This is a genomic window from Paracrocinitomix mangrovi, from assembly GCF_019740355.2.
GTDB classification, from domain to species: domain Bacteria; phylum Bacteroidota; class Bacteroidia; order Flavobacteriales_D; family Crocinitomicaceae; genus Paracrocinitomix; species Paracrocinitomix mangrovi.
Map to the genome: position 1 here is coordinate 3,360,210 of NZ_CP091819.1, position 23,405 is coordinate 3,383,614.

Consider the following 23,405-nt stretch of genomic DNA (forward strand, 5'->3'; position numbering starts at 1 on the left):
ATTACTTATCGTTGTGCTTGTAAAGTATAGCACGATCGTTTGAGGAGGTAAAAATCTTTTCGTAATGAGTATTCAAGACATTAAAAGTCCGTGCAACATCATCAATATCGGCCATATTATCTTGATAACAAAACAATAATACATAGTCAATAGTACCTCCGGTTCTCTCGGGGTATTCCAATAAATCCGGATTAGGAGGTTGACCCTCAATATTTCCCAAATTTGCAAAGGGATTTTTCTCGTCTTTGTAGTTAAGCGGGAAGTATCCAGTATTCGCTTCGTAATTACCAAGTGTAACTACTGCTTTTTCTGTTCCAATGTAATCTCCAATATGCATAAACACCCAAAAGTGATCTGCAATTAATTCCCCATCTGTGGTACAACCAGAGTGATTGTAACTTAATGGCAATAAAGTTGACTCATCTTTAATAAAAGGAGCAGCTTCTAACACTTCTTCCGCAGCTTTGGACATCTTATGAGTTGTAGGTATTCTTATACACATTAATACAAGATTTGCCGCACAGGCCAAAGCGGCATAACTGAATCTTAGTTTTAAAGGAATTTCAATACTTGCTAACCAGAAAAGGAGAATGAAAAATATGATAAACTGAAGTCTTTCAACAAAAAATGCACCGCCTGCAACATACCCCGGAAGATTAAAATAAAGGAGCACGAGCAGTAGGAATAAGATCCCAAAAACATCTCCCATTTTAAATGACCTTTTTTTGTATTTGAAGTAGATTGCTGTAAAAAATGCCAATCCAAATGTAGCTGCAAAAATTGCGGCGATCAATTTTTCTGAATTGTTAAAGTTGAACAAAAAATTACCCTCTATTAGTTGATGGAATAATACTTTAGTGGAAGTAGCAAGCTCTTGACTTGGCTGATTTGATCTAAGCATATAACTCAGCATTAATATAACTGAGGGCAAAATGGCAAGAAGTAATATCAATGACTTTTTACCTTTAGCCAAAAGCGCTTTTTTTGATCTAAAATCATCACTAAAGAATTCATACAAAAAGATAGCACCAATACAAGCAATACTTAAAAACAGACCCATTGGATGCGTAAAATAAGTTATGACGAGTAGTAGCATGATTAGCAAACCATGACCGAACTTTAATTTGTCCTTTCTTTTGAGATAGTAATTGAGCACCATCATGAAAAAGATATAACTGAAGGCACAGTTAAAAAATCCCATTAAAAAGATCTTTTGATACAAAAGAGGCATCCCTAACATTAAAAGCCAATAAGCTTTGTCTTTTCCAATTGTGTGTAACAGCTGTTTTAAAGAAAACACAAATCCAAACAAATAGGCGGACATTAGTATTTTTTCAGCTAGAAATGGAGGGAAAATTAATTGTAAAAAAGTGTAAGCGGCATGAGTAAACCAATTGGGCTCCAGTTCAGGATTAAGGGTGTAATAATTAGCATAAAATTCAGTGTGATTTCCCAAAAACAAGTCTTTTAAAACAGCTGAATTGTAAAGATGACATGGTCCATCATTGGTCACGAAAAACTTGCTTTGCCAAATGGGGATTACTAATCCTATCAATGTAAGATAGAAAAGTACCTTAAGCCATTTTTGATAAGAAGTTTCGTTCATTGAATATTCTTTTGGGTATCTAAAGATAGATTTTTCATCTTCTCTTTTCTTAGTCACTAGAGACAATAATTTGTTTTTGTTTCATTTTCAAATGTTACAGAGTTCTAATTGTTGATTTGTCACTCACATTATTTCTTTGTAATTGATCCCTGAAGGTTGACCTTCACCAAAATACCTTGACAATCGCCAAACCTTTTTGGAAATACACTATTTCAATGCAAATATTTGTTCAAAATCAATCAAATGGAAAATATAGCGTATTACACTTTTATTATTCTACACATTGCTGCAGGACATTTAGCATTGTTGGCGGGAATTATCATTTTTATTCGAAAAAAGGGAGATCAAAAGCATAAGGTTTTTGGTAAAATTTACACATGGTCAATGTTGACGATTGCATTCTCTGCTTTTTATCTTTCAATTGCCAAGAATATTCCATTTCTGTTTTTAATAAATGTCTTTGTCTTATATCAACTTTCTGCCGGATGGTTATCTGTTCGTAAGAAAATGAAACCAATCAACATTTTAGAAGTCATCTTGCTTGTAGTTTTTATAGTAAATGGAACATACATGATAACTACCGGAAATGTGGTGTTAATAGGTTTTGGTGCATTATCTATTTTGTTGGCAATAAATGAAATTAGATTTTTCTACGGTGTCCACAAGCAAAAAATTGCAGCTAACAAATGGTTAGCCAGACACATTGGCCTTATGATAGGGTCTTTTATAGGAGCAGTAACAGCATTTGCTGTTGTAAATATCAGATTTGTTGAACCTGCTTGGATAGTTTGGTTCGCCCCTACGGTAATTATGGTTCCATTAATTCAAATTTGGACTAAAAAGTATGTACCTAACAAAGCAAAAGTATGAGGCTATTTTTATCTCTTTTTGTATTTCTCTTTACCAACTCTATTTCTGCTCAAGTTTATATAGAAGGAGGTAATACCAGACATAGATTTGCTCAATTAAACTTGGGGTTAGAATCAAAGGTCTATTTGCCTCTTGGAACCAGTGCCTATCGATTGGTAGAATCTGGTTGGGTTCAGGAATCATTGGATGTGCAATTTCAACAGAATATTGTAATTGGTGGCACACATTTTTGGGGTCATGCTGATTTTTACATCTCAATACCCACATTTAGTATTGGAGAATCTAAGTATCGTAGATCCGTGGAAACGGGAGCAAAATTCTATCCATGGAGAATAGAACATCATAAACTGAAACCATTTGTTGAGCTAGCCTGGGCCCCATCTTCTTTTGGAACCGTTGAAGGTTCTCGTAAATATCAACATGAGTATCCAATTGGATGCGGCGTTTCTTTTTCACATAAGAATTTTTTATTTGAACTAAGTGGACAATATGTTTTTAATAATCAATTTCAATACGCAACTTCTATTTCTACTTTTCATGCTGTTTCAACTCCCAAATTAAATGTGAATGTTGGAGTTAAATGGATATTTGATTCAACACTAGGGGCAGAAGAAAATTGGAAAAGTGGCAGAACTAAACTACTTACAGATACGCTAAGTGTTTTGAAAAAATTAAGTGGTTTTACTTTATCCGCCGGTCCATCTTCATCAATTTTTATCGGTGAGTCAAATCACAATACATTAAATAGCCCATACATACATGAACACAGGTTTAGTAATCTTTTTGCAGAATTAGGAATAGGTTATTATTGGTTTAAACCGGATATGCATTTTAATATCGCATTCAGGGGAATTAGGTCTAAACAAAAAGGATTTGGGCTTTCTCAATTAGCTAAAAGACAATCTTTGGCATTAGAAACAACCAAATTTTTGTTTGATTATCATGGCTTTGTGCCATTTATAGGTGTTTGTGGATCATATGAATGGTTAAATCTGACTGAATCTTCTATTCAAGACTCTAAAACATATAAAAAGGAACAATTAGCTGCAGGAGTTGTTTTTGGATGGGACATCAGACCAGATCATTTACAATCCTTTTACTTGCGTACAACTTTGAGATGGTATCCCAACTTAAAATTGATTACCGCACCCCAGTCTTCCTTTTCTTTTAGTCAAATGGAGTTTAACTTTATCACCTTGGTGATAATGGTGGATAGACTTTTATAGTAGCAAGTATTGATTATATTTTCCTAAAAATAATACCTACTTAACTATGATTTGCTTAGATAAGAATGTACTTCCTGACTGAATTTGTACTACATATACTCCTGCATTTAAATGGGATAAGTCCAGGTCGAATTTGTTTGTATATAAATTATTCACCTTAAGAACATTTCTACCTTCAAGGCTAAATACATTTATTGATTCTATTTTACTTTCAGAAACAACACTGCTAAATCCACTTGTTGGATTTGGATAAACTGAGAAGTTGAAATCTTCAGTCTCATTTTCTTCTATACTACTTGATTGTACAGTATACTTCCAAAGTTCGATTCCATGTACACCATCATTTCCGGTAAAATAAACTGTATTTCCGAAGCCATACAAATAAGCTGTTTCACTGCTGGTTGCGCCTGGAAACAAATCTACTGCTATAGTTGTTCCCGCCAATGTCCCATCAGATTGCCACAGTTCTTTACCATTGCTTCCGTCGTTGGCATTAAAAAATATATGATTCCCTGCGGTAACTATATATGAAATTTCACTCGGAGAGCTTCCCGGATTTACATCTTTCAACAAACTTGTGCCTGTTGAGGTACCATTTGAAACATAAATTTCGTTTCCATAAGCAGTTCCTCCATCATTTGCAGTAAATACCAAAAGTGAGTCTCCTACATTGGTCATTAAGTTAATAGACGATCCTCCTGCTCCAACATTGATATCTGCCAATTGGATAGTACCTGCCGCAGTTCCGTCACTCACAAATAACTCCTCTCCATAGTTTCCATCATCTGCTATAAAAAAGAATTGATTTCCAACTACGGTCATGTTAATTGGAAAAGAACTTGCGACACCAATTTGTAATTCAGTAACTTGTGTTGTGCCTGCAATAGTTCCGTCACTTTTCCATAATTCGTATCCATCCGTTCCTTCATTGGCAGAAAATACTAGTGTCCCATTAAAATTGGCCAAGTTCGTAGGGTTGGAACCTGTAGCGCCCGGATAAATATCTTGAACGATAGTTGTTCCTATTGCCGTTCCGTCACTTTTCCATAATTCCTGTCCATTCATACCGTCATTAGCAGCAAAATATAATGTATTGCCTACTACAGTTAATTCTTGGACATCTGCATTAGCGACTCCAGAATTAATATCCTTTACTATTTCCGTTCCAGCTAATGTTCCATCACTTTTCCATAGTTCATGACCATATGTGTTTTCATATATAGTCATATAAATTGTCCCATTCATGATTACTATCTCATCTACAAATATGCTTCCAATACCCGGATTGAAATCAAACAACATATTTGTTCCTAATGTCGTACCGTCAGAAATCCATAGTTCTTTTCCATTTGTCCCATCATTACTTGTGAATAGAAGCTTATTGTTGAACTCAATAAATTGATTTGGATATGAACTTGAAGATCCCGGTAAAATATCTTTTACAAGATCAGTTGTAGATGAAGTACCGTTGGTTTTGTATAATTCTTCTCCAATGATTCCATTATAAGCGACAAAAAATAAGGTGTTTCCAATAGCATGTAAATTATAAGGATATGCAGATTCTGTAGCAGTGTTGATGTCAAGTACAAAGCTAGTTCCACTTTCAGTCCCGTCGGTTACCCAAAGTTCATAACCGTAATCATTCAATGCTGAAAACACAATATTTCCATTAGCACATTGCGTAAAATAAGCCGGATTACCATCTCCAGTTCCTGTGTAAAGATCTTTAACTAAAACGGTTCCACCTGAAGTGCCATCAGACTTCCATAGCTCTTTTCCTGTTATTCCATTGTTTGCAGAAAAATAGATTTCTGAACCAATTGCCCGAAAGCTTGTAGCGTTTGAGCTTGCTGTACCCGGATTTATGTCTTTTAGTATTGTTGTTCCTCCTACGGTTCCGTCAGTTTTAAATGCTTCCAAACCATATGTTGATGAGTTTATGTAAAAAATGCATTGATTCCCAAATTTGGTTAGTATTTGAGGTGATCCGGATGCACTACCTGCTTGGGCATCCATAAGCATTATTGTACCGGCTGTTGTTCCATCACTTGACCATATTTCACTTCCGTATGTAGAATTATATGCGCTAAAAATGAGCTTATTTCCAATGCTTGTAAACCAAATTGGATTAGAACTACTTGAACCTGAAAAAATATCTTTTACCAATACCGTTCCTCCACTTGTGCCATTAGTTTTCCATAATTCTTTACCATTTGTTCCATTGTCAGCAACAAACAACATTAGTCCATTAACACTAGTCATGTACTTAGGAAATGAAGAAGAAGAAGGATGAATGTCCTTTACTAATACAGTAGAGCCGACAGTTCCACCTGTTTTCCATAATTCAGCACCTATTCCTGATCCGTCATCTGCAGAAAAATAGACTAATGAAGAACCATCATATGAAATGTATTTTGGATCAGAACTTGGTGCCCCGGCCTTAAGATCCAATAACATATTTGTTCCTGAAATTGTGCCATCTGATTTCCAAAGTTCCTTTCCGTTGACACCGTCGTCTGCAGCAAAATACATTGAACTACCAGCTACCATAAGGTAGTCTGGGTTACTGTCTGCACTTCCTGGATTGATATCCATAAATATTTCAGTTCCTGCTGCTGTTCCGTCACTTACCCATACCTCATAGCCATTAATGCCGTCGTTTGCTCTGAAATACAACTTGCCGTTTGTAAAAGCTGTCATATTGGAAATAAAGGATGATGTAGCTCCTGAGGCAATATCTTTCAGCATGTAAGTATTGGCGGCTGTTCCATCTGTAATCCAAAGCTCATTGCCATGAATTCCATCATTAGCGATAAAGAAGGTATTACCACCAACCGTGATGAAAGAATGAGGTTGACTATCGTCACCAATTGTATTTAAGTCGCTAACTAATTCTACTTGTGAATATGTTGAATATGCTAAAACAGACAAGATGATTGAGGTAAAAAGTGCTTTCATGTTAATCAAGATTTACCGCAAAGTTTCAAATAGATAAGAGAATGTTATATGAGCCTTATCATATTCTCAGTTGATTTTAATCAAAACGTTCTAACTGATGAACTCCCAAGCAGTTCTGTACGACCCTACTTTTTCAACGTAGTCTAGAAATCTACCGTAAAACTCATCTTGTCCTAAGGTAGCCGAATCACCTATCATAATGAGTTTTAATTTGGCCCTCGTCATAGCAACGTTCATTCTTCTGTAATCTTTTAAAAAGCCTATTTCACCCTTTTCATTGGATCTAACTAAAGAAATTACAATGATGTCCCTTTCTTGCCCTTGAAAACTATCTACCGTGTTAGAATATTCTGTAATTTCTTTGAGTTCATCCTGTATCAAATGCAGTTGCGCACGATAAGGGGTAATTACTCCTAAAGAATATTGTTGCGGTTTGTGCTCTTTTAAAACTGCCTTAATGATTTCTACCTCTCCAATATTGTGGATAGCCCCACTTTCCTCATCTTTGGTTTCATCCATTGAACATCCTGCTGTGTCAATAAACTCAACGGGTTCAAATTGATCATAATCCAATACTTTTCTGGCTACCGACTCATGAGCTGATAGTAAGCCTTCATAAAACTCAAAATCAGAGAATCCCATGATGCGCTCATTCATTCTGTATTGAACGTTCAGTAAATGTTTAGGGAAATTAATTTCAGTTGCTATTTCTAATACGGATTTTGATAATCCCAATTTATCAGCCTCCATAGACTTAACTGTTGGAGGAAGTTGTAAATCATCTCCTGCTATTACCAATTTTCTGGCATAATGCGCTACACTCCAAATTGAAGGTTCAATAGCTTGTCCTGCTTCATCTATTACAACAGCATCAAAATTTTCAATCGATCTGGCAATACCTTGCACACCAACAAAAGTCCCACAAATCACAGTAGCGTTTTCCAAAATATTACGTGTGATATCTTTTTGCAACTGTTTTATATCTGCCCGCAATGACCTGAATTCATTCTTTAATCTTTTGCGTTCTTCGTATTCTTCCTTACCAAAGTTTCTTTTGTATTTAAAAGCCTTTTCTCTGATTTTATTGGCTTGATCTTGCAAGTTTTTAATCAGTTTGAAAGATTGATCTTTTTGAACGAGGAAATCTAAATCCGCTTGTTGTGCTGCATCTGTAGCTTTTGCTGCATTTCCTACTCTTACAACCTTAACATTTTCTTTTATCAGCTTTTCACAAACATTATCTACGGCGGCATTAGATGGTGCACATAACAGTATTTTTTTGCCTTCGTGAATCATTGCTTTCATTCCAGCCACTAGAGTTGTTGTCTTTCCAGTACCGGGTGGGCCATGAATTATGCTGACAGAATTGTCTGAAAGCATTTCTTCAACTGCCTCTATTTGAGAATTATTCAGTTTGCTATTTTGATATTCAATTGACTCAAAATCACGGGTTCTTAAATTGTAAAAGTCACTTAATACAGGATACTTTAAGCCATTGATGATTTGTAATACTATTGACAAGTATAATTCGTAGGTTTTTGTATCTACAAGTGCATTCAATCCTACATTTCCATCTTTGATCCAATCTCTAACATCATCATCTAATATGCGGATTTTGAGCGTTTTTTCTCTTTCCTGAATCAATTGTCCTTCGCAAGATTCACCGTCATTATTAAATATAGATACCAATTGCCCTACACCAAAAGCTGATCCTTCCTGCGTAGGATTTTTAAGTACGGTAATTAGTTGATCTCCAAATTGATTATAGCTCAATTCTCTAAATTCAATTGGATAAAGTGTGATTCCGGCTTCTATTCTTTCTAAAAAACTCGATTTTTCGGTCAGCTTTTTGTACAGTGCCAGCTCCTCATTTTTCTCAATTTCTAGCGCACGTTCTAATTGTCTAAAGTGTTCTGTTATATCCACAGTTCAAAAATATTGATTTGTTTATCACCTTAATCGTTTAACTAAATTTTTGGTGGAATTTATTTGGTTTGAAGTATCTGAAATGTATAGCTTTGCGGCCAAATTACAAGCTGAAAATGAAGAATTTTATATTGATACTTACATGTTTACTAGGTTTTAGCACTTTTGCTCATAGAGGTGAAATTTTAGCCATTGAAAAGGTGAAAATTTCTGAAACTGAAAGTCAGATTTCATTTTCTTATGTAATTGAAAATATTGTTGAGCAAAATATTGCAGGGGTTAGAATTGAATTTTGGCAAAACGGGGTATCAATAGATCATCATGATTTTGAATTGATTAAAGCGGATCAAAAGTATACTGAGGATGTTTTTAGTTTTCCAAAAGATCAAATTGATCTTGATAATGATCAACTTCAAATAGAAATCACCCACATTTTTTCTAAACATAATGACTGGGGAGGTTGGGACGGACCGGGATTTGACAGACAAACTAATACACTTTATTCTGAGTTTTATGCAGATGCACCCTGGAGGATGAAAAGGACTGATATTGCTGGTAATGATAATAATCTTCCGGTACACTTTTTTCTTCATGACGCAGATTTGGTGATTGGGTACACCATGAAAATAGATTATATAGACATTAAGATTAAAAATGCAACTGACAATAATTTCGGTTCAACGCTTCTTTTTGACACCTTGTCTGTAGCTGCGCAAAATCAACTTTATAGTAGTTTGTCAATTAACAATGCTGCACTGAACATGCAGATATTTGAAACATCTGCCTTGAGTATGACATCATCTCACACCATTGATTTTGATGGTGAAACTGACTTTTTAGATGATTTTGTATCTGTTGACGCTACTTACTGGTATTTTACTTTTAATATCCCCGGAGAGGTATTAGAAACTTATGACAACATCATAGATGTTGAAGCAACCATCAGTTATGCCAATACTTTAATTCCTGGTGATGACGTGATTAGAATGCGTGTTTTTAGATCTGACAATGACATTCCAACTCAAAATGGATTTTATAGAGGAGATACACATTTACATTCCTTGTTTACTCAAAATGATGCTGAAATTGGATTGCCCTTGAATGCTACAAAAGAAGCCGGTAAATTGATCGGTTTGGATTGGATTACTACAACAGATCATACCTCAGATTTTGATAATTATGGGAATGGAGATATCAATACAAATTGGGGAATTATTCAGCAACAGGCATCAGTATTGAATGGTTTAGACTCTTCATTAATATACATTGCAGGACAGGAAGTGGCGGCTAACAATGCAAAAGATGAGCTTGTGCATATGTTGGTTTATCCAAGTTATAATGACCCTTTTAGTCTTCAGTTTTTAGGTGATGGGAATGGAGATTTATCTGCTACTTCTGTTAGTGTTGACAATGTGGTAAATGATATGGCAACAACCAATGCGTTTTCATATTGTGCACATCCTTATGCCACTGCAGACAAATTACCTGATATTCCTGTTAATGGAGGGATTTGGAATCTGGGACACAATGGTTTTGAAGTTAACGGTAATAATTTTCCATTAACAGGTGGTGAAATTATTTGCAATGACATTAACAGTCCTTCTGATGTTCTTAGTGCTTCTCCAAATGAGTTGGTAAAAGAGGGAATTAAAGGAAGTCAAATTTGGAATCTACGTTGGACACTTGGACTAAATGGATTATCAGGAGATGAACTAGATCCTTTTGACGTGACTAATTCAGGCAATTCAATGTCACCGGTAGATACGGCAGGTCTTAACTTTCATATGAAGCGTTTTAGACAAGGGCAGGAAATTGTAAATTACATTAATCAATTGGGGTTGAGCTTGAGAAACAATGATCCTTCAATATTGAACTGGAAAATGTATTATTCCGCCGGATCTGATGCGCATGGCTCATTCAACTCAAGTAATACAGATGATTTTGGAGGTGCAGGAGATATTCATAATAATGCAGTAGGAAAATTAAATACCCTCGCTTATTGTCCAAATGGGATGGGTGCCAACGGGACAAATGTGCTAAAAGCACTTTACAATGGTAATACAACAATTTCTGACGGACCAATTTTAACTATTGGTTTGAGTACAGATGGTGATAATTCGTCCAATGAAGTTTTGATGGGGCAAGATCAATTAATTGACTATTATGGTAAAGATGACATCTTTTTAAATATCAATTATACCACAACTGCAGAGTTCGGAGACATTGACTACATACATTTATACATTGGAACTGAATTAGGAGAACAAAAAGTAATTATTCCTCTTACTCAAACATCAGGTAATAATACCCTTTCATTTAATCTGTATAATTTATTAGATTCTACTTTATCTAATGTTGCAGTGGGTGAATTCATGTACATAAGAAGTGAATTGCAAACATCAGTGAATTACGGTGCTCAATCAAATGTATATTTAACAAGCTATGATGTATTCCACTCTTTCTCAAATCCTATTTGGATCAATTGGGATGTAAGTTCGGGATTAGAGGATTTTCAAGCGGCCGTTTCTATTTATCCAAACCCTTTTAATGATCAACTTTATATCAGTGTAGTAGGACATGTAATAGAATCGTTGGAAATTTATAATGATTTGGGACAAGTGGTTTTTACCGCTAATCCAAATACATCTCAAGAAGTGCTGAAATTAAATTCACTTTCTCACGGATTGTATTTAATTAAAATTCATACAGATAATGGTTTGATATTGACTGAGAAGTTGATAAAACATTAACTTTAGTTCATGCGACCATATCCTGAATTAATTGAAGAATTAAAACAAGCAGATCCTGTATTAGCAATTGTTCATGATCACATGGAGCGGGAGTTTCATCCTACACCAAGTATTGATGTTTATTATTATTTACTCAATTCAATTGTTTCGCAGCAGTTATCAGTTAAAGTTGCTGATGTCATTTGGCATAGATTATTGGATCTTTTTCCGGATAGATATCCCCATTCAAATGAGTTAATGAATACCAGTGATGAGGTGTTGAGATCAATTGGATTATCCAGACAAAAAATTGGCTATTTAAAGAATGTCGCAGATTTTTCAGATGAGTATGGGATGGACTTTGAAATGTTGGATGATTGGACTGATGCAGAAATCATTAAATATCTTTCACAGATTAAGGGTGTTGGTAAATGGACGGTTCAAATGATATTGATGTTTCCAATGGATAGGCCCAATGTTTTTCCGGTAGATGATTTGGGTATTCAAACCAAGATGAAACACTTTTATCAGTTAAAAACAGATAAAAAAGAACTGAGACAACAGTTAGAAAAAATAGCTGAAAATTGGGATCCATTTAAAACCGTGGCATCTAAGTTGTTGTGGTCAGCACAAATTCCTAAGGAAAAACGCTAATATTTTTATTTTTGACAAAATTCAACGCATGAAAAACATCTTACTCCTATTTGGATTATTCACTTTTGGAAACCTTTTTGGTCAAAATATTACAGGTAACTGGCAAGGTATAATGACTCATCCAAAAGATACCGGAACATTCTTTACAGACAACTTTGCTTTTTGGTTGAACATTGAGCAAGAGGGAGATACAATAATCGGTCAATCAAGAACAGAGATGGGGAATAGTAAGAATTTTTGTGTGATGAATTTTAAAGGAGCTTTTCAAAATGGTCACATGACAATTATTGAAACATCTTGGGAAGAATCCTATATGCAAGACAATGTTTACATCCACTGGTGCTTGAAAAGAGTGAGCCTAATTTATACTTTTGAAGATTCAACAGAAACCTTGCGTGGATTATGGACTTCAACCGAGGAAGGTTGCGGACCGGGAGAAATTTATTTACACAGATCTATTAAGGAATTTAATGACCGTACATCTTCATCTCATGACTATGTCACTTTTGCTGAGTTTAAAAGAAAATTGAGAATGGGCGAATCTGTTAAAGGATTAAAAGTGGTGCTCTCAGAAGTCGTTTTTGATTTTAATGAAGCAAAGTTGTTGCCTAAATCAAGAGCAATCTTAAAAGAATTGAAAGAAATTATGGACAAATATCCCGGTTTAAAATTGGATATTATTGGACATACCGGGAACCTTGGAAGTGACAGGTTCAATTTAACTTTATCACTTCAAAGAGCCAAGACAGTAAAAGACTTTTTGGTAAAGATGGGAATTAGCGAATCTCGCTTTCAATATCACGGATTTGGAGAATCAAGACCAATTGCTACCAACACCACAGATGAAGGGCGTAGAAAAAACAGAAGAATTGAATTTGAAGTTTTTTCCGAGTAATAATAGTATGATTCTCAGTGTTTTCAATACTTTTTGTGTATAACACAATTCACGTTAACCTCATAGGACTCAACATTTTTGTTATATTCATAGAGTCGAGAGTCGGCAATATTTATTACTAACCTTAAAATTTTCAACATGAAGAAGCTATTATTTATGTTATTCCTTTTAGGAGGAGTTGCCATGGGATTCACTAGCTGCGGAGGAGGAGAAGAAGGTGGGGATGAAGACACTACGGAGTCTGCAGAAGGTGATGGAGAATCAGAAGAAGCTGCTCACTAAGCACTTATTCTGTTTAAAATATCAAAGCTTTCCTATATGGAAAGCTTTTTTATTTTAGCTCAACTTCAACTTTTTCTTTATTGAGGTATTTTGACCATTCTTCGTCAAATCCATGTACTTTTTTCGTGATTTTCCCTTTGGTATTCACAATAGGAAATCCTTGATTTGCCCAGCTAAACAAACCGCCTCTTAAATTGTAAACGTGCTTGTATCCTGCTTTGTTAAGTTTTTCTCCAATATGCTCGCTTCGCACACCCACTGAGCAGTATACACAGATATAGGCATCTTTTGGTATACCATTCAATAAATTCATATTAAAGTCATTGTAACTAACAAATTTGGCTCCTTTGATATGACTTACTTTGTACTCGTTTAATTCACGCGTGTCTAAAAGAAATATATTGGATTGTTTTTTAATTTTAGCATTTAAATCGGCAGGATTCAATTGCTCAACCGTTCCTTTCAATTCTTTGTTTAGCATTTTGTCAAATCCTTGAGGATCCTGGCTGAAACCAAAACTTGTTAAAAACAGGAATATTATAGGTAAAGTTCGCTTCATACAGTTAAATTAGAAAAAATCGTTCCACTTATTTTTAACTTGGACGAAAATATGTGATCAATATTACAATGAAGATGTGTTTAGCATCTTATTTTTGTTGTCAATGAAGAGATTTATACCCATACTTGAATGGTTGCCAAAATACTCGAAAGAGCAGTTTAAAGGAGATTTACCAGCAGGCTTGACAGTTGGGATTATTCTCATCCCACAAGGGATGGCGTATGCCATGATTGCAGGATTACCTCCTGAATTTGGTTTGTATGCCGCTCTTTTTCCTCAAGTAATTTATGCTATTCTGGGTACTTCTAGGCAATTGTCAGTTGGTCCCGTGGCCTTGGATTCAATGCTGGTAGCTTCAAGCTTGGGGATGTTAAAGCTGTCCGGTATTTCTGATTACATAAGTATGGCAATTTTCTTGTCTCTACTCATTGGTTCTATTCAGTTATTGCTTGGGTTTTTAAGAATGGGATTTTTAGTCAATTTTCTTTCAAAACCTGTTATTAGTGGATTTACTTCGGCAGCAGCCATTATAATAGCTCTCTCGCAATTAAAGCATTTATTGGGAATTGATATTTCTAGAAGTAATAAAGTTCATGAATTGGTTCAGTCCACAATTCCTTTGCTAAAAGACACTAATATGTATGCACTAATTGTTTCTTTGGTGTCAATTGCAATCATTTTTGGGATTAAAAAATGGAAAAAAACTATACCCGGAGCGCTCATTGTGGTAATCCTGGGTGTTGTAGTTTCGTATTATGCAGGATTAGGAGATTATGGTGTCAAATTAGTAGGTGAAATCCCTTCAGGATTACCTTCATTTCAAGTTCCAACTATTAAGCAAGATCAGATTTTAGATTTATTGCCAATGGCATTAGCTTTAGCTTTGGTAGCTTTTACTGAGTCAATCTCTATTGCCAAATCTATGGAGCATCAGCATCAGGATTATAAGATTAGACCTAATCAGGAATTAGTGGCACTTGGGGCTTCAAATGTGGTAGGATCCTTTTTTATGTCTTATCCATCTACAGGAGGATTTTCAAGATCAGCTGTTAATAATGAAGCGGGAGCAAGAACCGGAATGGCATCCATTTTTGCGGCTATAGTTGTGGCAATTACTTTGCTGTTTTTAACGCCAATGTTTTATTATTTGCCTAAACCTGTTTTAGGTGCAGTAATCATGATGTCTGTTTTTGGTTTAATTGATTTGAAATATCCAAAACAACTTCTTTCTCAAAGAAAAGATGAATTGGCCTTGCTGCTCATTACTTTTTTAGTTACGCTTTTTGTAGGAATTATTGAAGGAATTGTAGTTGGGATTTTGTTCTCACTATTATTGTTGGTGTACCGTACAGCCAAACCTCATGTGGCCGAATTGGAAAGGATCAAAGGGACAGAGTATTTTAAAAACATTGAAAGATTTGCCGGAGAAACTGAAAGCCGTGATGATTTATTAATCTTCAGATTTGATAGCCAATTATATTTTGGAAACACCAATTATTTTAAAAGTGATTTGGCCAAACGTTGTGCTAAAAAAGGTGATAAACTCAAGACAATAATTTTAAATGCAGAAACAATTAATTATATTGATTCTACAGGGATTAATGTTTTAACCAATGTAATCAAAGAGATGCAGAGAAAAGGCAGAACCTTTATGATTACTGGAGCCATTGGTCCAATAAGAGATATATTATTTAAAAGTGAAATAATTGACATCATTGGTCGTGAAAATTTGTTCGTTAAAACAAGTGAAGCGGTTGATTTTGTTGATACAGGGAAACGAAATACTGATGTACAGGAGAAAATCGTGCAACAGCGAAAAGATAAGTGATAAAAGTCACAAATTTTAAGGTACAATACTCGTACATTTGTACTAGTTAATTGATAATCAAGTACCATTTAGGTATTAATATAAATTTTAAAAGATGAAAGTTGAACAATTATACACAGGATGCTTAGCGCAAGGAGCCTATTACATTGAAAGTGATGGTGAAGCAGCTATAATTGATCCTTTAAGAGAGGTACAAGGCTATATTGATATGGCCAATGAAAGAGGTGCCAAAATCAAATACATTTTTGAAACACATTTCCATGCGGATTTCGTTTCAGGTCATCAAGATTTAGCTGCAAAAACAGGAGCTACAATTGTATACGGACCAACTACAATGGAAACAGGATTTGACATGCACGTAGGAAAAGATGGTGAAATTTTTGAACTTGGAAGTGCCAAGATTAAGTTGATCCACACACCTGGGCATACTATTGAAAGTTCGTGTTACTTGTTAACTAACCCAGAAGGGAAAGAAGAAGCGATCTTTACAGGAGATACTTTATTTATCGGAGATGTTGGTAGACCGGATCTTGCTCAAAAAGTGATAGAGGACTTAACACAAGATAAATTGGCCAGAATGATGTATCATTCATTGAGAGATAAAATTATTCCTCTAAATGATGATATCATTGTTTATCCTGGACATGGTGCAGGTTCTGCTTGTGGAAAAAACATGAGTAAAGAAACTTCGGATACTTTAGGAAACCAAAAGAAAACAAATTACGCACTTAACCTTGATTTAAATGAGGAAGAGTTTGTAACTGAATTGGTTGAAGGATTAACAGCTCCTCCTAGCTATTTTCCTAAAAATGTGATGATGAACATTCAGGGATATGATAGCATTGATGAAGTATTGAGTAGAGGATTGGAAGCTTTGTCTCCTGATAAGTTTGAAGAAGTAATGAATTCAGGTGATGTGCTTGTAATTGATACTAGAAAAGCTGCAGACTTTGTTGAAGGGTTTATTCCCGGATCAATGTTCGTAGGAATTGATGGTTCTTTTGCAACATGGGTAGGAACTTTAGTAAAAGACATCAACCAAAAAATCCTGATTGTAACTGATAAAGGAAGAGAAGAGGAAGTTGTTACAAGATTGGCTCGTGTTGGATACGATCATGCAATAGGATACCTTGAAGGTGGTTTCGAAGCTTGGAAAGCATCAGGAAAAGGTGTAGATAAAATTGAATCTATTACTGCTGAAGAAGCTTTTGAAAGATCTCACAACAAGGGAGAAGGTAAAATTTTGGATGTTAGAAAAGCAAGTGAGCACAATAGCGAGCATGTGATTGGATCTGTAAATGCACCTTTAGATTATATCGAGACAAGTATGGAGAAAGTGAATAAAGATGATACTTACTTTGTACACTGTGCGGGAGGATATAGATCAGTGATCTTTTCATCTATCTTAAAAGCTAAAGGATACGATCACTTGGTGGATATCAAAGGTGGATTCAAAGCCATTAAGGATAGCAATAAATACAATGTGTCGGCATACGTTTGTCCAACAACATTACTATAAGCTAGAACAAAGCAAATAACTATAAAAAATAGCAGCTCCGCTTCAGGAGCTGCTTTTAATCACTCTAAATAAAATATTATGAAACTGATGATTTTAATCATGGGTTTAGCATTTGCTACGCCTAATCAAAACAAACTTGACTCAAATAACCAACTTGAAAACGTACAACAACAAAAGGCTCAGGTTTGTAAAAGAGTAAAAAAAGAAGAGTTCAAAGCAAAAATGAATTCACTAAAAAACTATCAATTAATTGATATCAGAACGGCTGGTGAATTTAAAAGAGGAACCATAGAAGGAGCTAAGAATATTGACTTTTATTCATCAAACTTCACCACTCAAATTTCACAGCTTGATAAAAGCGAACCGGTATTGATCTTCTGTCAGTCTGGAGGTAGAAGCGCACAAGCATTGCAAAAATTTAAATCTTTAGGTTTTAGCTACGTGCTTGAGCTAGAAGGTGGATACGGTAACTGGGTGAGATAATGGAGAGAATCGAAGCGTTTTTTAACAAAAACATTTCAGTGTTTTTGATCGCATCACTTACTTTAGGATTGGCTCCATTTGCACCGGAGCCGCACATTTGGGGAAAGTTAAAATGGATTGCCGGAGGTGCTGTAGGTATGCAGCCAATGGATTGGTTTGATACTTTAATGCACGGGACTCCATGGATTTTATTACTTTTGGCACTTTTGTTTAAGTTGAAAAGCATCATAACAAAATGATGCTTTTTAAGATACTTTAAGTTTACATAAAGCGAACATTTTTGCTTGAGTAACGTTAGAGTTACTGAAAACGGTCAACAATGAGTGGAAAGTACGAAGATTTGAAAAAGCGTATCCTTAACAATGAATTGGACGGATGCGAGTTTGTAGAGAAGTTGAAAAACAACCTGCCTGGGATCATTTTATTCTTTGAATCTGATTCGAGAATTTATACAATCGGACAGGAAAAACTTGAAGAGTTTAAAGAGCTTGTAAAGGATATGGAGCTGAGGTTTAAAACTTTCAGTAAAACCTTCTACGGCGCCGAATACTAGCTCGTAATTTTCAATTTTATTTGTACTGATTCTTTTTTTTGAATCAATCTATCACCTCCTACCCTTGTCCTTGACATTTATTTGCGTAGCTTAGATATTATCAATTATCTAAACGATAAATATTTCCAATGACTGAGGAACAAATATTTGCCTATCTCAATAGAAGCTTAAGTAATGAAGAAATGATTGAAGTTGATCTGTGGATCGCTAAATCTTCTGAAAACATGACTTACTTTAATGAATTGAGAAAAAAATGGTCTGCACAAAAAAAATTGCAGTACCAATTAGAAAGAGAAGCAAAATACGGTAGCTCTGCAACCAAATCCAGACAAAAAAGAGAAATACCCTCTGAAGGAAATAACTATAACAGTGGAACCACAATTCCGGAAATTAAAAAGCCTAATAAGATTATCATCTTTGCCTTTTTTGCAGGATTAATTGCTTTAGGTGGAGCAATTTCTGTTTTTACTGCTGTTAAAGCCGAAAAAGATAGTGGTGAATATTATGAAAGTGAAATGCTTGAGCTTATTACAACTGATCAAGTAGATGTCGCTTTTTTATCTGATGGTTCATCTATTACCGTTTATGATCATTCTACATTTTATTACCCATCAGAATTTGAAGATGGGGATAGAAATGTTGAGTTAATCGGATCTGCCTATTTTGATATTGTTTATGATAATGGTAATGATTTCATTATTAAACTTCCTTATGACTCCTATGTTGAAACAACTGATGGTGCGGTTCAATTAACATATGATGATGTTAGCGGAACAACTGAAGTGTATGTTTCAGAAGGAAGTATCAAAGTATATAATGATGAAGAAAAACACCGAATGACGCAAGGAGCTTTTGGTACATTCAATAATATTACCGGAGAATTAGAACTGCTTACAGAAGGATTTTAAATTTTTTTTAGGGTAGAATAGGGGTAAACATTTTTTGAGTTGTCTTACTAATGAACGACAAAATTTAAGACAATGAAAAGAATGAAATTTTTTATACCGGTATTATCAGTTTTAGCTTTAGCATCATGTAAAAAGGGTGGTGTTTTTTGTTATCACGGAAATGGTGACATAATAACTGAAACCAGAACAGTAAACAACTTTAGTCAAATTGAATTGGCTTCTCAAGGAACTGTTTACGTAACTCAATCTAGTGATTATAATGTGAAGGTTGAGGCCAGCTCCAATCTAATGGAGATTCTTGAAACCAAAGTAGTAGGAAGCAAATTGATCATTGAAACCAAAAAAGGTAAATGCATCAAAGGAAACGAAGAGATCAATTACTACATATCTGCTCCTGAAATTAGTGCATTGATTATCTCAGGAAGTGGAAACATTTTGGCAGAAGATGGGATAAATGCAAATAATATGAAGTTTACTATCTCAGGAAGTGGAGACATCACTGCTAATAATCTTGACGTAAATGATGTAAAAGCTACAATTTCAGGTTCAGGATCTATTTATGCTCATTCAACAAATACGGTAGAAACTTCAGATTTAACCATCAGTGGTTCTGGAAACATAGATATGTATGAGATGCCTACTAAAGATGTAGATTGTAATATCTCGGGTTCAGGATCATGCTATGTAAACGCAATAGAAACTTTGAAAGTGAATATTTCAGGATCAGGAGATGTAGTGTATATTGGACAACCGGTATTGAACACTAATATTTCAGGTTCTGGTAATGTAAGACCCTATTAAATAAATGGTTGAACAGGACAAAAATCAGTTTTGTCCTGTTCGCTTTGTATATCTTTGAGGTGTTGAAAACAACTATTGCTAATATCGATATTGCCGAATACGAAAGTATTTTCAGAAGTCATTATCCTGAATTGTGCGGATTTGCCAATAAGTACCTGGATGATTTGGATGCTTCAGAAGAAGTGGTACAGCAAATTTTTGTAAAGCTTTGGGAAAATAAATCTGAATTATCAATTGTAGGAAGTATTAGAAGTTATTTGTTTTCAGCTGTTAGAAACGGATGTCTCAACCAAATAAAACACATAAAAATCAGAGAGACATTCAAAGAACACAACCAAAGAGAAATTGAGCAAAATGCACAATATGCAGATGAAGAAATGGATGCTTCAGAATTGGAGCTGAAAATAAAAGCAAGTATTGATGCATTGCCTGAGAAGAGAAAGAAAATATTCATTTTGAGCAGGTATGAAGGATTGAAGTATAAAGAGATTGCCGAAAAATTGAATATCAGTGTTAAAACAGTAGAACATCAAATGGGAAGCGCTATTAAACAATTAAAGTCAGATTTGGCCGATTACATGGTTCTCTTTTGTTTTTTCTGCTGGAATATTTTCAATAATTATTAAAGATGTCATACGAGGATAAAATAGACGAAGCAATCTTGCTGGCTTATCTCAATAAAGAGTTGAGTACAGAAGAAATGACTGCAGTTGATCTGTGGTTGGCTAAGTCTTCAGATAATATGAAGAGATTGAACGACATACGAAAAGTTTGGAGTCTAACAGCTGATGTGAAAGTAAAACCGGCAGATGTAGATACAGATGCTGCCTGGAACAAAGTTTTGAGTCAAATAAATGATCAACAACAAGTAATTCCAATCCAAAAGAATATTCAAAGAAGCATGTTTATCCGAATTGCCGCAGCAATTGTTGTGTTAATAGGGGTAGCCGGAGCTTACCTGTTCTTGGGTAAAAATGAAGAAATACATGACCTTACTTTAACAGCAGATAATGGAGTTTTAACTCAAGATTTAGAAGATGGAACTACTATTACCTTGAATAAAAATTCAGTGCTTACTTATCCTGAAAATTTTGAAGGTGATGAAAGAAGAGTAGCCTTGCAAGGAGAATGTTTCTTTGATGTTGAAAGAAATGAAGAAAAGCCATTCATCATTGATTTACCTAATGAATCTTATGTTAAGGTGTTGGGTACATCATTCAATATCAAAGCAGTTGAAGGTGATGAGTTGACTGAAGTATATGTCAATTCAGGAAAAGTTGAATTTGGTAATAATGAGTCTAAAGTATTGTTAACTGCTGGACAAAAAGCCTTAATGAACAATGCAGATGGTTCCATTCAAAAAATAGATGACAGGGTTGAAGGTATGACCGATATGTTTTGGATGGACAAGTACCTTGAGTTTGATGGAGAAAGCATGGAAGAGGTAGTACAAATATTGAATAGAGTTTATCAGGATCAGGTAATAATTGAGTGTGATAAATTAAAATCAAAAACCATCAGGTCTGTACACAGAGGTGAGGAACTTGTGGAAGTATTGCAAGTATTGAAAAGCAATATGGATTTTGAAATTGAAGAGCAATTAACAGAATCAGGTAATACCTACTTTTTAAAGTGTAATGATTAAAAAGTTGTTTTTGATATTGTTCTTTTTCCTGGTAGGTTTTCGCTCCATTGCAGGGGGAGGTTTGTTGGATATCGTTGTCAACATTGACATTAAAAACCAAACTGTCAAGTCTATTCTCATTACAATCGAAGAAAAAACGGCAGTGAGTTTTACTTACAGTCCGGATATGATTGATGTGCAAAAAGTCGTCTCCCTCAGCATTCAAAATAAAACGATAAGGCAAGGATTACAAATGATATTTGGAGATGGGGTCAGGTTCAAAGAAGTCGGCAATCACATCATCCTACTTAAAAATGAAACAAAAGAAGATATCAAGGCTCTCTTAAAAGAGGACCTTGATTACATCTTTATAGGGGTTATTACTGATAAGTCTACAGGTAAACCAATCAAAGAAGCAAGTATCTATGAAATTGAAGATAGAAATGCTACCCTTTCTGATGATCTGGGTTTTTATTCCCTGACCGTTCCTGCAACACATGAGGTTGTGAGTTTGTACATTAAAAAGAAAGGGTACAGAGAGAAGGTAATTGTGCTAAAGGGGGATGGTAAAGAAAAATTACTGAATGATATTGCGCTTGATCCAATAATGGCAGATGTATCATTGATGACCGGTAAAAGTGTGAGTAGGGTTCCTCAAAATATTAATGACAGAGCAATTTCCGGTCAGCTCGTTTCTGATGAAACTTATTTGCACGGTGAAAACCTTGATGAAATTGATGAGACACGCTGGGCACAGGTTTCATTGGTGCCTTCTGTAAGTATTGGTTCAAATTTATCTACTAATGCCCTTATCAATAATCATTTTTCATTGAATGTCTTAGGTGGATATTCTAAAGGAGTTAAAGGTGTAGAGATAGGAGGATTGTTTAATCTAAACAAGGAGAATGTTACAGGGTTACAAATTGGAGGTATAGCTAATCTGGTTGGAGGAGATGTGACCGGTTTTCAAGTTGGAGGACTTGCTAACTTATTACAAGGAAATGCAACAGGTGCGCAAATTGCCGGCATATCCACTATTATGAAAAGAGATTTGAAAGGTCTTCAATTGGCGGGAGTATCTGCCATTGTAAGGGGAGGATTTGAAGGTGCACAAATTTCAGGAGTAAGTAATATCACATGGAAATCTTCCAGAGGTGCCCAAATTTCAGGAGTGTTTAATATGGTAAAAGACAGTTTGTATGGTGGACAAATTTCTGGTGTTTCTAACTTTTCAAATGGTGGTGTTAACTTTTTGCAGATTGCGGGTGTTTCCAATTTTGCCCACAAAAATTATGGCTTGCAAATAGCCTCAATACAAAATTTCACAAGAGAAAATAATGGATTACAAATTGGTTTGTTTAATTCAAGTATTAGGGGAAAAGGTGTGGCAATTGGTCTTTTCAATTTTGTAAAAGAGGGATATCATAAAACCGAAATATCCGCTAATGAAATTTTCCCAATCAACGTAATATTCAAAACAGGAACGCAACGACTGTATAATACTTACAATTTTGGCGCAAGATTCGGAAACAAAAGAGCCTATGCAATGGGATTAGGATTTGGTTCATACTTTAATCTTACTAAAAATGAGAAACTCAAATTAAGCTTGGATCTTTCTGGTCAATTGGTTTTTGAAAATGATTTTAAGGCGGTTGAATTTGCCCAATTGTACAAAGTGTCTACCACAATAGATTATCAATTGGCTAAATGGGTGACGGTATTTGCAGGTCCGTCTTTCAATTTAAATATGCAGCAATTTGCGGATGTAGATGGAGCTTATTCTACAGACATTTCTTTTATGCCAATTGCTGATAACTCTTACAGCTGGGGAAGATCAATTTATTGGATTGGTGGACAAGTTGGATTTAGATTTTAACCCCTATAAATCAGTTAATTGAAATTTTTTTCCAATTTTTTTTCAAAAAAATGCAATAGAATTAAAAGGCTTCGTCTTTATGGTCAAAGAAGTAATTTTACAATTGCG

At 35.0% G+C, this 23,405-nt stretch carries 20 protein-coding genes; 16 read left to right on the forward strand and 4 right to left on the reverse strand.

The window, feature by feature from the left end; genetic code table 11:
* Position 1: 1 nt before the first annotated feature.
* A complete protein-coding gene (locus K6119_RS15115) occupies positions 2-1,663 on the reverse strand; it encodes a hypothetical protein (protein WP_221833017.1) in 1,662 nt (553 codons plus the stop codon).
* 186 nt (positions 1,664-1,849) lie between these two features.
* Here K6119_RS15115 and K6119_RS15120 point away from each other — a divergent pair, with 186 nt between their 5' ends.
* Both K6119_RS15120 and K6119_RS15125 read left to right on the forward strand, forming a co-directional pair.
* Positions 1,850-2,476, forward strand: a complete 627-nt coding sequence (locus tag K6119_RS15120) for a DUF2306 domain-containing protein (RefSeq protein WP_221833018.1) — start codon at positions 1,850-1,852, stop codon at positions 2,474-2,476.
* Positions 2,473-3,702 carry a hypothetical protein gene (locus K6119_RS15125; RefSeq protein ID WP_221833019.1) on the forward strand — a complete coding sequence of 410 codons (1,230 nt, stop codon included), beginning with the start codon at positions 2,473-2,475 and terminating at the stop codon, positions 3,700-3,702. The genes K6119_RS15120 and K6119_RS15125 overlap by 4 nt, the downstream gene beginning before the upstream one ends.
* Before the next feature lie 36 nt (positions 3,703-3,738).
* Here K6119_RS15125 and K6119_RS15130 read toward each other — a convergent pair whose 3' ends face one another.
* Together K6119_RS15130 and K6119_RS15135 are read right to left on the reverse strand one after the other, a co-directional pair.
* Positions 3,739-6,660 (reverse strand): ELWxxDGT repeat protein, encoded by a 2,922-nt coding sequence (locus tag K6119_RS15130; protein ID WP_221833020.1) that lies wholly within the window; start codon positions 6,658-6,660, stop codon positions 3,739-3,741.
* Positions 6,661-6,750: 90 nt separating this feature from the next.
* The gene (locus tag K6119_RS15135) at positions 6,751-8,586 is read right to left on the reverse strand and encodes an AAA domain-containing protein (protein ID WP_221833021.1); all 1,836 of its coding nucleotides are present in this window, start codon (positions 8,584-8,586) and stop codon (positions 6,751-6,753) included.
* Between the two features lie 116 nt (positions 8,587-8,702).
* Between K6119_RS15135 and K6119_RS15140 the strand changes: the two genes are divergently transcribed.
* The 4 genes from K6119_RS15140 to K6119_RS15155 all read left to right on the forward strand — a co-directional run bounded on the left by K6119_RS15140 (position 8,703) and on the right by K6119_RS15155 (position 13,146).
* Positions 8,703-11,336, forward strand: coding sequence for a T9SS type A sorting domain-containing protein (locus tag K6119_RS15140; RefSeq protein WP_221833022.1), 2,634 nt, complete (start codon positions 8,703-8,705; stop codon positions 11,334-11,336).
* A 9-nt stretch (positions 11,337-11,345) separates the two neighbouring features.
* Positions 11,346-11,969, forward strand: a complete 624-nt coding sequence (locus K6119_RS15145; protein ID WP_221833023.1) for a DNA-3-methyladenine glycosylase family protein — start codon at positions 11,346-11,348, stop codon at positions 11,967-11,969.
* A gap of 28 nt (positions 11,970-11,997) precedes the next feature.
* Positions 11,998-12,864 (forward strand): OmpA family protein, encoded by an 867-nt coding sequence (locus tag K6119_RS15150; protein WP_221833024.1) that lies wholly within the window; start codon positions 11,998-12,000, stop codon positions 12,862-12,864.
* 138 nt (positions 12,865-13,002) lie between these two features.
* Positions 13,003-13,146, forward strand: a complete 144-nt coding sequence (locus K6119_RS15155; protein WP_221833025.1) for a hypothetical protein — start codon at positions 13,003-13,005, stop codon at positions 13,144-13,146.
* Positions 13,147-13,195: 49 nt separating this feature from the next.
* Here K6119_RS15155 and K6119_RS15160 read toward each other — a convergent pair whose 3' ends face one another.
* Positions 13,196-13,705 (reverse strand): rhodanese-like domain-containing protein, encoded by a 510-nt coding sequence (locus K6119_RS15160; RefSeq protein ID WP_221833026.1) that lies wholly within the window; start codon positions 13,703-13,705, stop codon positions 13,196-13,198.
* A gap of 103 nt (positions 13,706-13,808) precedes the next feature.
* Here K6119_RS15160 and K6119_RS15165 point away from each other — a divergent pair, with 103 nt between their 5' ends.
* The 10 genes from K6119_RS15165 to K6119_RS15210 all read left to right on the forward strand — a co-directional run bounded on the left by K6119_RS15165 (position 13,809) and on the right by K6119_RS15210 (position 23,297).
* Positions 13,809-15,533 (forward strand): SulP family inorganic anion transporter, encoded by a 1,725-nt coding sequence (locus K6119_RS15165; protein WP_221833027.1) that lies wholly within the window; start codon positions 13,809-13,811, stop codon positions 15,531-15,533.
* Positions 15,534-15,627: 94 nt separating this feature from the next.
* Positions 15,628-17,052, forward strand: coding sequence for an MBL fold metallo-hydrolase (locus K6119_RS15170; RefSeq protein WP_221833028.1), 1,425 nt, complete (start codon positions 15,628-15,630; stop codon positions 17,050-17,052).
* A 78-nt stretch (positions 17,053-17,130) separates the two neighbouring features.
* Positions 17,131-17,535, forward strand: coding sequence for a rhodanese-like domain-containing protein (locus K6119_RS15175; RefSeq protein ID WP_221833030.1), 405 nt, complete (start codon positions 17,131-17,133; stop codon positions 17,533-17,535).
* The gene (locus K6119_RS15180; RefSeq protein ID WP_221833032.1) at positions 17,535-17,774 is read left to right on the forward strand and encodes a hypothetical protein; all 240 of its coding nucleotides are present in this window, start codon (positions 17,535-17,537) and stop codon (positions 17,772-17,774) included. The genes K6119_RS15175 and K6119_RS15180 overlap by 1 nt, the downstream gene beginning before the upstream one ends.
* Positions 17,775-17,854: 80 nt before the next feature.
* Positions 17,855-18,088, forward strand: coding sequence for a hypothetical protein (locus K6119_RS15185; RefSeq protein WP_221833034.1), 234 nt, complete (start codon positions 17,855-17,857; stop codon positions 18,086-18,088).
* Between the two features lie 128 nt (positions 18,089-18,216).
* Positions 18,217-18,996: a FecR family protein gene (locus tag K6119_RS15190; protein WP_221833036.1), complete on the forward strand. Its 780-nt coding sequence runs from the start codon at positions 18,217-18,219 to the stop codon at positions 18,994-18,996.
* 72 nt (positions 18,997-19,068) lie between these two features.
* Positions 19,069-19,797, forward strand: a complete 729-nt coding sequence (locus K6119_RS15195; RefSeq protein WP_221833038.1) for a head GIN domain-containing protein — start codon at positions 19,069-19,071, stop codon at positions 19,795-19,797.
* A gap of 62 nt (positions 19,798-19,859) precedes the next feature.
* Positions 19,860-20,423, forward strand: coding sequence for an RNA polymerase sigma-70 factor (locus K6119_RS15200; protein ID WP_221833040.1), 564 nt, complete (start codon positions 19,860-19,862; stop codon positions 20,421-20,423).
* A 2-nt stretch (positions 20,424-20,425) separates the two neighbouring features.
* Positions 20,426-21,442 carry a FecR family protein gene (locus K6119_RS15205; RefSeq protein ID WP_221833043.1) on the forward strand — a complete coding sequence of 339 codons (1,017 nt, stop codon included), beginning with the start codon at positions 20,426-20,428 and terminating at the stop codon, positions 21,440-21,442.
* A complete protein-coding gene (locus tag K6119_RS15210; protein ID WP_221833044.1) occupies positions 21,435-23,297 on the forward strand; it encodes an STN domain-containing protein in 1,863 nt (620 codons plus the stop codon). The genes K6119_RS15205 and K6119_RS15210 overlap by 8 nt, the downstream gene beginning before the upstream one ends.
* Positions 23,298-23,405: the final 108 nt, after the last annotated feature.